At 54.0% G+C, this 13,246-nt stretch carries 13 protein-coding genes; 9 read left to right on the top strand and 4 right to left on the bottom strand.

Translation table 11 applies throughout. The annotated features are described in order from the left end of the window. Nucleotides 1-232 precede the first annotated feature (232 nt). From wecB to QW71_RS33570, 8 genes are all read left to right on the top strand, one after another. Nucleotides 233-1,327: a non-hydrolyzing UDP-N-acetylglucosamine 2-epimerase gene (gene wecB, locus QW71_RS33605; RefSeq protein WP_039309740.1), complete on the top strand. Its 1,095-nt coding sequence runs from the start codon at nucleotides 233-235 to the stop codon at nucleotides 1,325-1,327. Next, a complete protein-coding gene (locus QW71_RS33600; protein WP_039309737.1) occupies nucleotides 1,317-2,303 on the top strand; it encodes a polysaccharide biosynthesis protein in 987 nt (328 codons plus the stop codon). The genes wecB and QW71_RS33600 overlap by 11 nt, the downstream gene beginning before the upstream one ends. Further along, complete coding sequence (locus tag QW71_RS33595; protein ID WP_039309735.1) at nucleotides 2,300-3,139, top strand: SDR family oxidoreductase; 840 nt, start codon at nucleotides 2,300-2,302, stop codon at nucleotides 3,137-3,139. The genes QW71_RS33600 and QW71_RS33595 overlap by 4 nt, the downstream gene beginning before the upstream one ends. Then, a complete protein-coding gene (locus QW71_RS33590) occupies nucleotides 3,136-4,137 on the top strand; it encodes an NAD(P)-dependent oxidoreductase (RefSeq protein WP_039309733.1) in 1,002 nt (333 codons plus the stop codon). Before QW71_RS33595 ends, QW71_RS33590 begins: the two co-directional genes overlap by 4 nt. After that, a complete protein-coding gene (locus QW71_RS33585) occupies nucleotides 4,137-4,853 on the top strand; it encodes a glycosyltransferase (RefSeq protein ID WP_039309741.1) in 717 nt (238 codons plus the stop codon). The genes QW71_RS33590 and QW71_RS33585 overlap by 1 nt, the downstream gene beginning before the upstream one ends. 114 nt (nucleotides 4,854-4,967) lie before the next feature. Beyond that, nucleotides 4,968-5,543 (top strand): class I SAM-dependent methyltransferase, encoded by a 576-nt coding sequence (locus tag QW71_RS33580; protein WP_039309731.1) that lies wholly within the window; start codon nucleotides 4,968-4,970, stop codon nucleotides 5,541-5,543. Nucleotides 5,544-5,568: 25 nt separating this feature from the next. Beyond that, nucleotides 5,569-6,291, top strand: a complete 723-nt coding sequence (locus tag QW71_RS33575; RefSeq protein WP_039309730.1) for a glycosyltransferase — start codon at nucleotides 5,569-5,571, stop codon at nucleotides 6,289-6,291. Continuing rightward, complete coding sequence (locus QW71_RS33570) at nucleotides 6,288-7,331, top strand: glycosyltransferase family 4 protein (RefSeq protein WP_039309728.1); 1,044 nt, start codon at nucleotides 6,288-6,290, stop codon at nucleotides 7,329-7,331. Before QW71_RS33575 ends, QW71_RS33570 begins: the two co-directional genes overlap by 4 nt. 62 nt (nucleotides 7,332-7,393) lie before the next feature. Here the strand turns inward: QW71_RS33570 and QW71_RS33565 are convergent, their stop codons facing one another. Beyond that, nucleotides 7,394-8,470 carry a glycosyltransferase family 4 protein gene (locus tag QW71_RS33565; RefSeq protein WP_306766081.1) on the bottom strand — a complete coding sequence of 359 codons (1,077 nt, stop codon included), beginning with the start codon at nucleotides 8,468-8,470 and terminating at the stop codon, nucleotides 7,394-7,396. A gap of 129 nt (nucleotides 8,471-8,599) precedes the next feature. Here QW71_RS33565 and QW71_RS33560 point away from each other — a divergent pair, with 129 nt between their 5' ends. Further along, nucleotides 8,600-9,613: a YhcN/YlaJ family sporulation lipoprotein gene (locus QW71_RS33560; RefSeq protein ID WP_039309725.1), complete on the top strand. Its 1,014-nt coding sequence runs from the start codon at nucleotides 8,600-8,602 to the stop codon at nucleotides 9,611-9,613. Nucleotides 9,614-9,807: 194 nt separating this feature from the next. Here the strand turns inward: QW71_RS33560 and nagA are convergent, their stop codons facing one another. Genes nagA through QW71_RS33545 form a run of 3 tightly spaced genes read right to left on the bottom strand, consistent with a single transcriptional unit; the run spans nucleotide 9,808 to nucleotide 12,607 of the window. Then, nucleotides 9,808-11,013, bottom strand: coding sequence for an N-acetylglucosamine-6-phosphate deacetylase (gene nagA / locus QW71_RS33555; protein ID WP_039309723.1), 1,206 nt, complete (start codon nucleotides 11,011-11,013; stop codon nucleotides 9,808-9,810). Then, the gene (gene nagB / locus QW71_RS33550; RefSeq protein WP_039309721.1) at nucleotides 11,001-11,729 is read right to left on the bottom strand and encodes a glucosamine-6-phosphate deaminase; all 729 of its coding nucleotides are present in this window, start codon (nucleotides 11,727-11,729) and stop codon (nucleotides 11,001-11,003) included. The genes nagA and nagB overlap by 13 nt, the downstream gene beginning before the upstream one ends. Further along, on the bottom strand, nucleotides 11,729-12,607 hold the full coding sequence (locus tag QW71_RS33545) for a MurR/RpiR family transcriptional regulator (protein ID WP_039309719.1): 879 nt from the start codon (nucleotides 12,605-12,607) through the stop codon (nucleotides 11,729-11,731). Before QW71_RS33545 ends, nagB begins: the two co-directional genes overlap by 1 nt. Nucleotides 12,608-13,246 lie beyond the last annotated feature (639 nt).

Genomic DNA, 13,246 nt, shown 5'->3' with positions numbered 1-13,246 from the left:
AAATGCCCCTGAATTCGCTCCACCCGCCGGAACCGCACCAATCAGGAGCACAAATGCCCCTGAATCCGCTCCACCCGCTGGAATCGCGCCAATCAGGGGCACAACTACCCCTGATTCCACCGCTCCTGGCGGGTAAGCCCTTCACCGCCGCTGCGCCGGACCGGCTGCCAGCTCTGACAGAACCGCCTGCCCCTTACCTGAGGGCAGGCCATAATCAAAGGGGAGTGAACCCATGAAGATCATGACGATTTTGGGCACACGGCCCGAGATCATCCGCCTCAGCGTCATCATTCCGCTGCTCGATGAGCATGCGGAGCGGCATGTGCTGGTGCATACGGGACAGAATTTCACGGCCAGCCTCAGCGGGATTTTCTTCGCCGAGCTGGGACTCCGCGCACCGGACTATGTGCTGCAGGATAAGCAGGCCGGACTCGGGGGCCAGCTGGCCGCCATGTTCGGGAGCCTGGAGAGCATCCTGCTTCAGGAGAAGCCGGACCGGATACTGCTGCTCGGCGATACCAACAGTGCGCTGTGTGCAATCCTTGCCGAGCGGATGGGCATTCCTGTCGTACACATGGAAGCAGGCAACCGCTGTTACGATTTGAAAGTGCCGGAGGAGAAAAACCGCCGTGTCATAGATGCCGTCTCGACCATAAATATGCCTTATACCCAGCAGAGTAAAAGACATCTGCTCAGCGAAGGATTTCCCAGCCAGCGTATCGTGTTAACCGGCAATCCGATCCATGAGGTGATTACGCATTATGAGGAGCAAATCGGGTCCAGCGATATTTTATCCCGGCTGAACCTTGAAGCAGGCCGGTATTTGCTGGTGACTGCCCACCGGGCCGAGAATGTCGATGATCCTGAATCCCTGCTCCAGATTATGTCGGGACTTAACCTTGTGGCTGAACATTATGGACTCCGCCTGATCTGCAGCATCCATCCCCGTACACGCTCCAAGCTTACGGAGCAGTTCCCGCTGACTATGAACCCGCTGGTGGAATTCCATGAGCCCTTCGGATTTTTTGATTTTGTCCATCTGGAGCGTTATGCCCTGTGCGCCATTACGGACAGCGGCACCGTTCAAGAGGAATGCTGCCTGATGGGGGTGCCGACAGTGACCATCCGCCGGACCACAGAACGTCCGGAGACGGTCGATTGCGGAAGTAATGTAGTGTCCGGCGTAGAGCAGAACAGTATTCTGCGCTGCACCCGGCTGATGACGTCGCTTAAGCCTGCCTGGGAGGCGCCGGAAGGGTACCTTACCCCCGATGTCTCGGTTAAAGTAGTTAAATTTCTGCTTGGAGGGAACCTGCATGTTCAATAATAAACGGATTCTGGTTACAGGCGGTACCGGTTCCTGGGGGCATGAGCTTATCCGGCAACTGCTGCCGCAGCATCCCAAAGAAATCATCGTATTCTCCCGCAGCGAGTCTGCACAGGTAGCCATGAGCCGTGAATTTGAGGATAAGCGCCTCAGCTTCGTCATCGGCGATATCCGTGACAAGGATGCCCTCGTGGCTGCATGCCGCGGAGTGGATTATGTGTTCCATCTGGCGGCGCTCAAGCATGTTCCTGTGTGCGAAGACCAGCCGTATGAGGCGCTGAAGACCAATGTGGTCGGCACGCAGAATGTGATCGAAGCAGCGATTGCCAACAATGTGGAGAAAGCGATCTATATCTCCACCGACAAAGCAGCCAATCCGTCGAACTTCTACGGCATGACCAAAGCGATCGGCGAGAAGCTGTTCGTATACGCCAACCTGATCGGTTCAGGCACCCACTTTGTAACAGTGCGCGGCGGCAATGTTCTGGGGACGAACGGCAGTGTCGTCCACTTGTTCATGAAGCAGATCAAGGACAAGGGACAGGTGCGGATCACAGATATGAATATGACCCGCTTCTTCTTCACCCTGCGCGATGCTATCACGCTGCTGTTCAAAGCCTCTGAGGTCAGCATCGGCGGCGAGATCTTCGTCATGACCATGCCAACCTGCCGGATTGTGGATTTGGCTGAGGTACTGATCGAAGCTTCGGGCAGAAGAGATGTCAGCATGATCGAGGCTGGAATCCGCCCGGGTGAAAAAATCCATGAGATCCTCATGAGTGATTTCGAGAGCTTAACTACCGTTGTCTACGATGAGCAGTATCTGGTTATTCTTCCTACTCTGGATATGCCGGAGCTGAAAGAGCACTACCGCGAATACCCGCACGTGTCCTTCAACAGCTTCAGCTCGGAGAACAATCTGATGGATCAGGCAGAGATCAAGGACATTCTGATCCGGGGAGGGTTCCTCAAGTGAAGCTGCTTATCCTCGGCGGAAACGGTATGGCGGGTCACATGCTGGCGGATTTTTTTCGCCGCCAGGGCAATCATCACGTCTTCCATACAACCCGGGATAAGAACGATCTTGGCGGGCTGTATGTAGATGCCGATGACATTGCCGGTGTAGAGAAACTGGTCGAAATCGTCTCTCCCCATTGCATGATTAATGCAATGGGTGTACTGAATCAATTCGCCGAACGTGACGTAATCGGCGCTTATCATGTCAACGGATTCCTTCCCCACCGTCTGCGGCGGGCAGCGGACAACGTCCATGCCCGGCTCATCCACATCAGTACCGACTGCGTGTTCGAAGGAACGCGCGGCGGGTACACGGAAGAGGATGCCACTGACGGCACATCGGTTTATGCCATCACCAAAAGCCTTGGAGAAGTGCGTGACCCCGGCCACCTGACGATCCGCACCTCCATTATTGGTCCCGAAATCCGCTCCGGCGGCATCGGGCTCATGGAATGGTTCCTGGCCCAGAAGGGCCGGGTAACCGGCTATGAACGTGTGATGTGGAACGGAGTCACCACACTGGAGCTGGCCAAAGTGATCAGTTCCCTGCTGGACTCTGATCTGTCCGGGCTGATCCATCTGGCCCATCCCCGGCCGGTGAGCAAATATGAACTGCTGCAGATGATGCAGTCTGCGTTTTATAAGGGGGATGTCGAGATCGTCCCCGAACGGGTTCATGTGCAGGACCGGACGCTGATCAGCACCAGAAGCGACGTAAACTTCGAATTACCGTCCTATCCCGAGATGCTTGCGGAGCTTGCAGACTTTATGCACGGCTCAGAGATGCCGACATGAAGGGCCGGAGGCTGCTGATAACCGGAGCCGCCGGCTTTACCGGCAGGCATGCCGTAGCTTATTTTGCGGCTGAGGGAGCTGAAGTGACCGCTGTAGTACGCCGCAGCGCAGCGGAAGCTTCCGCCTTCCCGGCAGGCGTTCAGCCCTATGTCTGTGATCTCGGTGACCGCAAGGCTGTCGCCGGAATGATTGGAGAGATCATGCCGGATCAGGTGCTGCACCTGGCAGGCAAGAACTCGGTTCCGGAGTCCTGGCAAGACCCGCTGCTCTATATGGAGACTAATGTAATGGCTACATTGTATTTGCTTGAGGCGCTGCGTTTCCAGCCGGCCAGCCGTATCCTGGTGGCCGGCTCCCGGCTTAAGTACAGACCGGATTCCGGGGCAGGCCCGCCGCATCCCTACAGTCTCAGCAAGACGCTGGAGGAACTGGTGTCGCTGGCCTGGGGGACGCTGTTCAAACAGCCGGTTCTGATGGCGGAGCCCTCCAATCTGATTGGTCCCGGACCGTCCACCGGCTTCTGTTCCTTACTGGCGCAGCATATTGTGCGCAGTGAAGCTGCGGTCGGCAGGGGAGAAGCTCCACCTGCCGCATTCCGGATCTCCTCGCGGCATGTGCAGCGCGACTTTCTGGATGTGCGTGATGCCGTTAGAGCCTATGGCTATATTCTGGATCAAGGAGAGACCGGCAAGATCTACCGGATTGACTCCGGGGCGCAGCGGGAGCTTGGGGAGATTGCCGGGAAGCTGCTGGCTCATGCAGCGGCTCCGGTGGAGATGGACTGGGGACCGCAGCATGCGGAGGAAGGTCAGGCTGCTGCTTCCTCAGCATCTGCCGTTCCGGCGAAGCCTTCCTCTGCATCTGCTGATAGAGAAGTACTGCAGGAAGAACCTGAGGACAATGCTGCCGTTCTCGGCTGGAAGCCGGGGATCGGTCTGGACCGGTCACTTGCGGATATTATCGGCTATACAAGGGCCGGCAAGGAAGGAAGAATATGATGAAGCCCAGAGTATCGGTAATCATTCCCTTTTATAATTGCCCTTATATTGAGCAGGCGCTGCAAAGCGCCTTGGCTCAATCCTGGCAGCCTTATGAGATTATTGTGGTTGATGACGGATCATTCATGCATGCAGAGCGCATTACCCCCTATTTGCCGCATATTCACTACCTGGGCAAAGCCAATGGTGGTACCGCCTCCGCACTGAATCACGGTATTGCCCATGCTACAGGGGATTATGTGGTGTGGCTTAGCTCGGATGATATGTTCTATCGTGACAAAATCAACAACCAGGTTCTGTTCATGGAGCAGAACCGTTTGCTGATCACGTACACGAATTTCAACTTCATTAACGGGGATTCGCAGCTGACCCAGCTGAATGCATCAGCTGTGTTTCATAACCAGCTGGATTACTTACGCTGTTTCCTGCAGGGTAATCCCATCAACGGCTGCACCGTGATGTTCAAGCGGGAGATATTCGGAGCCATCGGCCTGTTCAATGAAGCTCTTCCGTACACTCATGATTATGATTTGTGGTACCGGGCGATTCTGAACGGATACCCTCCTATTATGCTCAATCAGTCTTTAACGGCCTACCGCCGGCATGACGGCATGGGGACGATCAAACATTATGATGTCATCATGGCTGAAGCCGCTGCGACCAATGCCCGCTATCATGCCCCGCTGAGTGGCTTGATTGCTTCCATGGGCGGCTAAGCAGGAGTAGAAGTAAGAAGCGGGTGCAACTAATTAAGCCCATGCTTCCGCAGTGAGCTTTATGAAGAGAATTCAGGAAGTTGATGCTATCACAACTTTTAGGAGGGAAAGCATATGTACCGGGAAATAGAAGTGAAAGACTTCCTGCCGGTCCTGCTGGAGCAGTTGAAATTCTCCGAGAGTATCCTGGATATCGGCAGCGGTACCGGTACGCTGCTGGAACGATATGAAGCGGCTGTTGTGCTGGGGCTGGATATCCACAGACCTTATCTGCTGCACCGCAAATACAAGTCCCCGCATATCATTCCGGTTCATGCCGATGCCAGCCATATTGATAAGCTGTTTCTGCCGGGAACATTCTCTGCGGTCACGCTGATTGATTCCCTGGAGCATTTCTCGATGAGAGAAGGCATGGAGCTGCTGCGGAAAGCGGAGATCATTGCTTCGAACCGCGTAGTCGTATTTACGCCGCGGGGGTTCTTCCCGCAGGAGGGAACGGATCATTTCAACCTGCACGGAGAGGTTTATCAGAAGCACTGGAGCGGCTGGGAGCCTGAGGATTTCCTGAAGCTGGGCTACGCTGTAACCGTACTGAAAGGCTACCATCATGCGGAGAATCCTTCATTCCGTGAAGCGTTCGGCGAGAATCATGCGCCGCTGGATGCTTTGCTGGCCTGCAAAACAGTATAAATTGAATCGGGAAGGAGGTGAGCGCATGATTCCAAAAACCAAGGTTTCGGTGGTGATTCCCTTCTACAATTGCCCTTATGTGGATCTGGCGGTGAAGAGTGTGCTGGCTCAGAGCTACCCGGACATTGAGCTAATCGTTGTCGATGACGGGTCTACACGCTATATAGAGAAGCTTGAGGCGTACAAGGACAATATTGTGTATATCCGCAAAGCCAACGGCGGTACCGCCTCGGCGCTCAACATGGGAATCATGGCGGCCAGCGGAGCTTATTTTGCCTGGTTAAGTGCTGACGACCTGTTCCACCCGGATAAAATCAAAAGGCAAATGGAAGCCATCCGCAGCTCTGGAACCTCCTTCAGCCATACGGCCTATTACTATATCAATGAGCTCGGAGAGCGGATCTCGGGAGTCATCAGCATGCCGTTTCATAACAGGGATGATCTCATTGAGACCATGATGTCGGGCTGTCCGGTGAACGGCAGCTCGGTTCTGCTCGACATGGAGATTTTCAATAAGGTGGGACGGTTTAACGAGAAATTCCTGTATACACAGGATTATGATCTGTGGCTGCGTATCCTGCCGCATTATGAATGGTCCTATATCGGGGAGCCGCTGCTGGATTACCGTGTGCACAAAGAGATGGGCTCTGTCATACACAGTGAAGCGCAGAACCGGGAGATTGCTCTGGTGCAGAGCAGGCATCAAGGCATTCTGACGCAGCTGCTGAGAAAGGAGAGAGGGAAATGAGACTGACATTCCCGGTTCTGACGTTGTCCAGAGGCGGTGCGCAACGAATGCTGGCCGAGCTGGCCAACCGTCTGGCGGAAATCGGCCATGAGGTGGTGGTTCTTTTACCCAGTCACGGCATTGTGGAATATGAAATGAAATGCCCCATTATCACTGCACCGGCAACGGTGCTGACCGAAGATGATTTTCCATACGGGGATGTAATCATCTCCAACTATTATACAACGGTGCCGGTTGCAGAGCGGGCCAGTGAACAGGGCAAGGGGCTGCATATCCGGCTGGCCTTATGCTATGAGCCGACTTTTTTACCCGATAACAATCTGTCGTTCGCCTCTTATAATATCACCCGCAACCTGCTTGTACTCTCGCGCTGGCAGCAGGAGATCATACGGATTAATCATGGCATTAAGGGCAGAATTGTTCCGATCGGTCTAAACCCTGATTTCACTAATACCCACTTACGCGGCAGAGGCGGGAACAAGATTGTCGTCTCGGCGATTATGCGCCGTCCCGAGGGAGGGTTCTCCGGCCACCGGGAACAGGATTATCTGCTTCAGCAGCTGGACATAGTGAAACAGCGGCATCCTGAAGTGGAGATATATATTATCACGCCCCCGTCGGAATATGCTTCCTCCGAGACGCTACAAGGGCTGCTTGGGGATGGACGGTTTCAAATACGTACTCCTGGTAATGATTCTGAGCTGTCGTATCATTACAATGAGAGCGACATTTTTGTCAGCTCCAGCACCTATGACACCGGCTCATTGCCGGGGCTGGAAGCTATGCGCTGCGGTGCCGCGCTGGTCACCGTATATTCCGGGGGCAATCTCGAATACTGTGTACACGGGCATAACTGCCTGATGTCGTACCGTTACGAGAACCGGTTGGCCGAGGATGTCTCTGCACTTGTTAACAATAAAGAGCTCCGTCAGCGTCTGGCCGCGAGAGGAGAGCTCGACTCGGGGCGCTTCACCTGGGAGAGAAGCATGCAGATCTTTCAGACAGAGCTGTTTGAGATTGTATCTAAACAGGGCTTATAACCCAAAAGAACCTTCAAAACCCGGAAGCTGTACGGGGTTGAGGGTTCTTTTTCACGTTATCTTCAGAAGATAGAGAAGGAATTCATCATTTCACGGAAGGAGTGGGCATATTGCTCGAATCCAAAACGGGATACCATATGCTGACGGCCCTGCTGGCGGATCGCTTCACGCAGCGGAATATTGTTCATCAGCTCCAGCCCTTCGTTTACAGCCGCTTCCACATTACCAATCGGATAGAATTTGCCTGTAACGTTATGGGTAATAAACGATCTGACCCCGTCAGAATCGGTGCTGAGTACAGGACAGGTACAACAGATGGCCTCAGCTACAGCATACCCGAAACCCTCCGTGATAGAGCTTGACAGCAGGAATCCCCCGGAACCGGCAATGGATGAGTAATATACCGGCATAATATGATTTGGAATGTTTGTGAACACACTGAGGCGGTCTTTCAGACCCAGGGATTGCAGCTCTCTGTTAAATTGCTCCTTCTGGTCATCTGCAGCGAGATCGGGATCATGAAACATCCAGAGATGAAGATCAGGCTTGTGGAGCCGGATCTGATGGGCGACCTTCAGATATTCACTCCAGTTTTTATTGGTTTCCAGCCGCCCTACCCAGGCGATGACCGGATCCCGGGGCGGTTCACCGGGGATATGCTGGAAGGACTGCACATCCACAATGTTGGGAATGACATAACGGTGCAGCCAGGGACAGATCTCGATAAACAGCTCCAGTAAATGATCTGTGGGGGGAATCAGAACGGCATTGCAGTAGGAGCGGAGAAAAGGTACAGAATCAATAATCAGACTCCTCGCATCACTGCGCTTTCCAAGTCCCTGAGATTCATATATCAGAATACGGCCATACCCCAACCGGCGCAGACGTTCCAGCAGTAAATAGTCTGAAGTTACAATAATGGCATCATAATTATGCGTATCCAGCACCGCTTTGATCTCTGCATCCACGGAAGTGATAAACACCGGGAAGTTTGTCTGGTTGTGGCTTCCGGACCCCGGCATGAGGTAGAGCACGTGGCATTCGATGCCGCTTTTCTGAAGACTCTCACACCGCAGCTTGTTCAGTGTCTCTACCCCGCCGCTTGGTACATAAAACGTGAATAAAACCTTCAAGATCACCCCTCCTGACATTAACCTTGCGGAGAAACACAGTCTGCTGTTTATAAGATACGCCAAGTTTCACTTACGCGTGACGGTTAAAGAGCGATGTGCCAAATCCTTTCAGGATAGCTTGGCAGGGCGGAGGCCATGCTAAAGCTTGTTACGCTGCACTTAACTATTCTTATGACGGGGGATGAACGGATGTTACGATCGAAATTCGGTTTAACGGTTTCTGCTGCGCTGCTGCTGGGCGCGGTGAGTATTACAGGATGCGGTGCGAATAACTCTGCAACGGACAATACGGTGGAAACGAAAAATGTACGGGGGGCGGACGGACGTATTCAAGTCAACTCTCCGCAGAACGGAATGCGTGCGAATTCCTTCGACAGTATGGAGATGAGCGAGGAACTGGCGAACCGTGTGGCGGCCATGCCGGAAGTCCGTTCAGCCAACGTAATGCTGGTAGGCAAAAGCGCCTATGTAGCCGTAATGCTGGAAGATGCGTCCGGAGGAGTCAATGCCAAGAGCACCCGGGGAATCCAGTCGTACAGCTATGGCAGTACCAGCGGCAGCGGCACATCCGGGATGCTGAGCGGTACGGGCAGACCGGCAGGCGGACTGGAAACAGGGATAGGTGCCGGAATGGGTGGAATGATGGACAACAGTATGCGTACCGGTAGAGGAACCGCAGCCGGTAATCCGGGTATGACAGGAACAGGCGGTTCCATTGCCGGAATTCCGGGAAGCATGACAGGCACGGGTACTGTAGGCGGTACAGGCGTTGCAGATCCGGAGAATTATCTGGGGAACGGCAACAACGGTATCATGTCCCGCAGCAATATGGTCGATGGACGCCATATGAAACGCGACATCGATGAAAGTCTGGGCAATACCATCGGAATCCGCAGTGTAGCGCCGGGTAACGGAACCGCGATAACGGATAAGGACACGCTTACCCAGGATATGAAGGATAAGATCGCCGCAGAAGTTAAAAAGGGGAAAACAGACCTTAAGAATGTGTATGTCTCGGCCAACCCCGATTTCGTTGAGCGGGCAGATTATTATGCGCAGGAATTCCGTGCAGGGCATCCGCTTAAAGGCTTTGCGAATGAATTCCGCACGATGGTCGAACGGATTTTCCCTACACGCAGCGGGTATTAAGATGAAGTAAGCCGTAAGCCGCCCTGTCTCAATTAGGCTAGTATTCCAGAGGAATATGATGCTTATTCAGCATGAGGGCATAGCACAGACACAAACAGCCAAGCAGCCACCGCTCCCGAATCCGGGCCGATGGGCTGCTTGGCTTGCTTATACATATATAGGATGGATCAGGGCAGCAGCAGCCAGCCCGCTGCTTACCCGATTTCAGCCTCCAGCTTGCGTCCGCCAATCCAGACTCCGCGCAGATTCAGCTCATCATCCAGCAGCAGGATATCGCCGCGTTTGCCTGCCTCCAGCGAGCCGATAGACCGCTGCATGCCGAGCGACACCGCAGGGGTAAGGCTGGCTGCCTGTGAGGCCTCCGGGAGGCTTAGGCCGATCTCCTGAACCAGATAGCGGAAGCCGCGGATCATGGTCAGTGTACTGCCGGCGAGCGACTCAGGATGCTCCTTCAGCGTGGCAATCCCGCCGCTGACAATAACGGGCAAATCGCCGATGGCATATTCCCCGTCGCTGAGTCCGGTCGCCGACATGGCGTCTGTGATCAGCAGCAGGTTATGTTCGTGCTTAAGCCGGGCGATAATACTGATCGCTGCCGGATGAACATGTATGCCGTCGGCAATAACCTCCGCGCGGATGCGCGGATCGAACAGGACGGCACCTGCGGTTCCCGGCTTCCTGTGATGCAGCGGCGTCATGGCGTTGAACATGTGCACAGCCTGATTTAGGCCGGCATCTGCAGCGGCGATAACCTCTTCAAACGAGGCATCCGTATGGCCGAGCGCTGCCGTAATCCCATGCTTCCGCAGCCACTGGATAGCTTCCAGCGCGCCTTCACGTTCCGGGGCTAGTGTAACCTGGCGGATCATCCCCGGATACCGGCCTTCCCATTCCTCCAGCCATAACGTATTGGCCGGAACAATATGCCCGGGATTCTGTGCTCCGGGCCATTTCGGGCTGATGAACGGACCTTCCAGATGTACGCCTGCCAGCTGGGCATAGGGCATGCCGCCTTCAGCGGAACGATAAGCATTCACTTCAGACAGCACGCGGTCAATGTCATCCTTGGCGGCAGTCATAGTTGTAGCCAGCATAGATGTTGTGCCTTGCGAAGCATGGAAGCGTGTAATGGTGTTCAGTGAATCCGCATCGCTGTACATGAAGTCATGACCGGCTCCCCCATGCACATGTACATCAACAAATCCGGGAATTAGCAGTCCTTCAGGCTCAGGTGAAGTCCCCGTCTGCCAGTTAGCATAGGCTGCCGGAAGCCAGGCGGCCTCCCCGGCATATTGGATCAGGCCTTCAGAGACGGCGATTACGCCCTTTTGGATAACTCCGTCAGGAGTAAGCACTTTGCCGTACAGCAGTTCACCGGATGAAACGTTTATTTCAGCCATTTTGCTGCTCCTTTATCAAGCAGGACCACTACATTCGGATGGCTCTGCAGCAGCGAGGCGGGGCATTGGGTCGTGATTGGACCCTCCAGCGCATTTTTTACCGCTTCCGCCTTCTCTTCCCCGCGCACCAGCAGTACAATCTGCTTGGCCTTGAGAATACCGCCGATACCCATCGTTACGGCCTGCCGGGGCACATCCTCCAGCTTGTCGAAGAAGCGGGCATTCGCTTCCAGTGTTTCCTCCAGCAGGTCAACGACATGTGTACCGCTGCTGAGGCTGGCATCCGGTTCATTGAAGCCGATATGGCCGTTGCTGCCGATGCCGAGAATCTGCAGGTCCACAGGACCGTTATCTTCCAGCATCCGGTCATAAGCCAGGCATTCGGCATCCAGATCAGGCGCATTTCCGTTAGGGACATGGGTACGGGCCAGGTCAATATCGATATGATTGAACAGATGCTCATTCATGAAGCTTCTGTAGCTTTGCGGATGATCTACGGGCAGACCGACGTATTCATCAAGGTTATAGGAGGAGGCTTTGGCGAAGCTCACAATGCCCTTGCGGTGCATTTCCACCAGCTTCGCGTACACGCCGACCGGAGAGCTTCCGGTAGCCAGACCCAGCACAGCCTTGGGATTGCTCTGCAGCAGGCTGGCAATCAGGTTCGCCCCGGTTACTGCGAAATCTTCTTCGTTCTGGAATTTCAAAATATTCATTATAATTGTCCTCCCCGTTTATGACGGTAGTGTTGTACATTCAGATACGACTGCTCCAGCTTGGGAATGAAATCCCCGAACCGGTTGCTGACCATGCCGGTGAACAGAATATCAATGATATGCAGCTGTGCGATCCGTGAAGCCATATCACCGCGCCGCATACCCTGCTCAAGTGATGATGAGAACAACGGTATATCGGCCAGTGTTGCCAGTGTGCTGCTTCCGTATGAGGTCAATGAGACTGTGGCTGCGCCGCTTGCCGCGGCACAGGTTAACGCATCGATCGTCTCCGGGGTTTCACCCGAATAAGAAACCGCAAACGCGACATCACCGGCCGCGAGTGAGGAAGCGGAAGTAATCTGCATATGCGAATCGGCAAAAGCCGTGCAGTTCACGCCGATGCGGATCAGCTTCTGATAGAAATCCTGGGCGACAATGGATGAGGTCGCCATCCCGTACAGATCGACCCGCCGTGCCCGGCAGAGCAGATCGATCACGCTCTGCAGCCGTCCGAGATCAAGCAGCGAGGTGGTATCCCGGATGGAGGCCAGATGATTGGCCTGCATCGCCTCCACAATGAACGGCAGCGGATTACCGGCCACGATATCCTGGTAAGAGGAGCCGCCATCCTGCGGCGAAGCGTCGCTGTGGGCGAGCTCGGCCGCCAGCTTGACTTTGAAATCAGGGAATCCTTTGAAATGCAGCACCTTGCAGAACCGCGTAATGGTTGCCGGGCTGATGCCGCACTCTTCGGCCAGATCCGTAATCCCCATATGGACAATTTCCCCCGGGGAAGCCAGTATGCGCTCCGCCAGCTTGCGTTCCATTTGCGACAGCTTGGGCTTGTCATGCTCCAGGGCATGTAGAATTGGAGACAAGTACTCACCTTCTTTTCTTTCGTTCTTTGTAATCCTGTAGTTTGTTTGTATTTATGTTGACGCTAAAGCTGACGCTGATTTCTGTGTTTTGTGGGATGGATGAGCGGTAAATTTGAAATATTTACTGAAATTATTTTAACCGATACACTAATAATAAAGAAAATTATTTTCATACTCAGAATAAAACAAATCGCTCAAGGATGCAATAGTGAGTTTGCCCTATGTGGGCGGGAGACATGCCAGCTGGAAGTGTGATAGCTGGGGAGGTGCTTATTGGGGGCCGCCTGTTGGGGATACTTCTGCCGAGAACATGGCACGCCGGGGAGGGACGTACTGGCTGGTGACTCGCCTGCGGAGAATGTGTCTGTCGGGGACGCGCCCGCCGAAGATGCGCTTGTTGGGGAACCCCTCCGGAGAGGGGACCTGCTGGAAATGTGCCGATAATGCATCTGCTGGGGACACGACAGCCCGCCGGGAAATTAGTTGGATTTTCGTCATCTAAACCAGTCTTATTCTGCTTTTTGTTGAATTTAAGTGGATTTATGTTACTTAATTCTACTCATATCTTCATTGTTTGCTATTTGAGTGAAATTAAGTGTTGTTATTCAGACTGTTGAAAAAGTCTTTGTTTCACACGAC

The organism is Paenibacillus sp. IHB B 3415, from assembly GCF_000802655.2.
GTDB classification, from domain to species: domain Bacteria; phylum Bacillota; class Bacilli; order Paenibacillales; family Paenibacillaceae; genus Paenibacillus_AQ; species Paenibacillus_AQ phytohabitans.
This window is presented reverse-complemented; position numbering and strand designations above follow the sequence as displayed.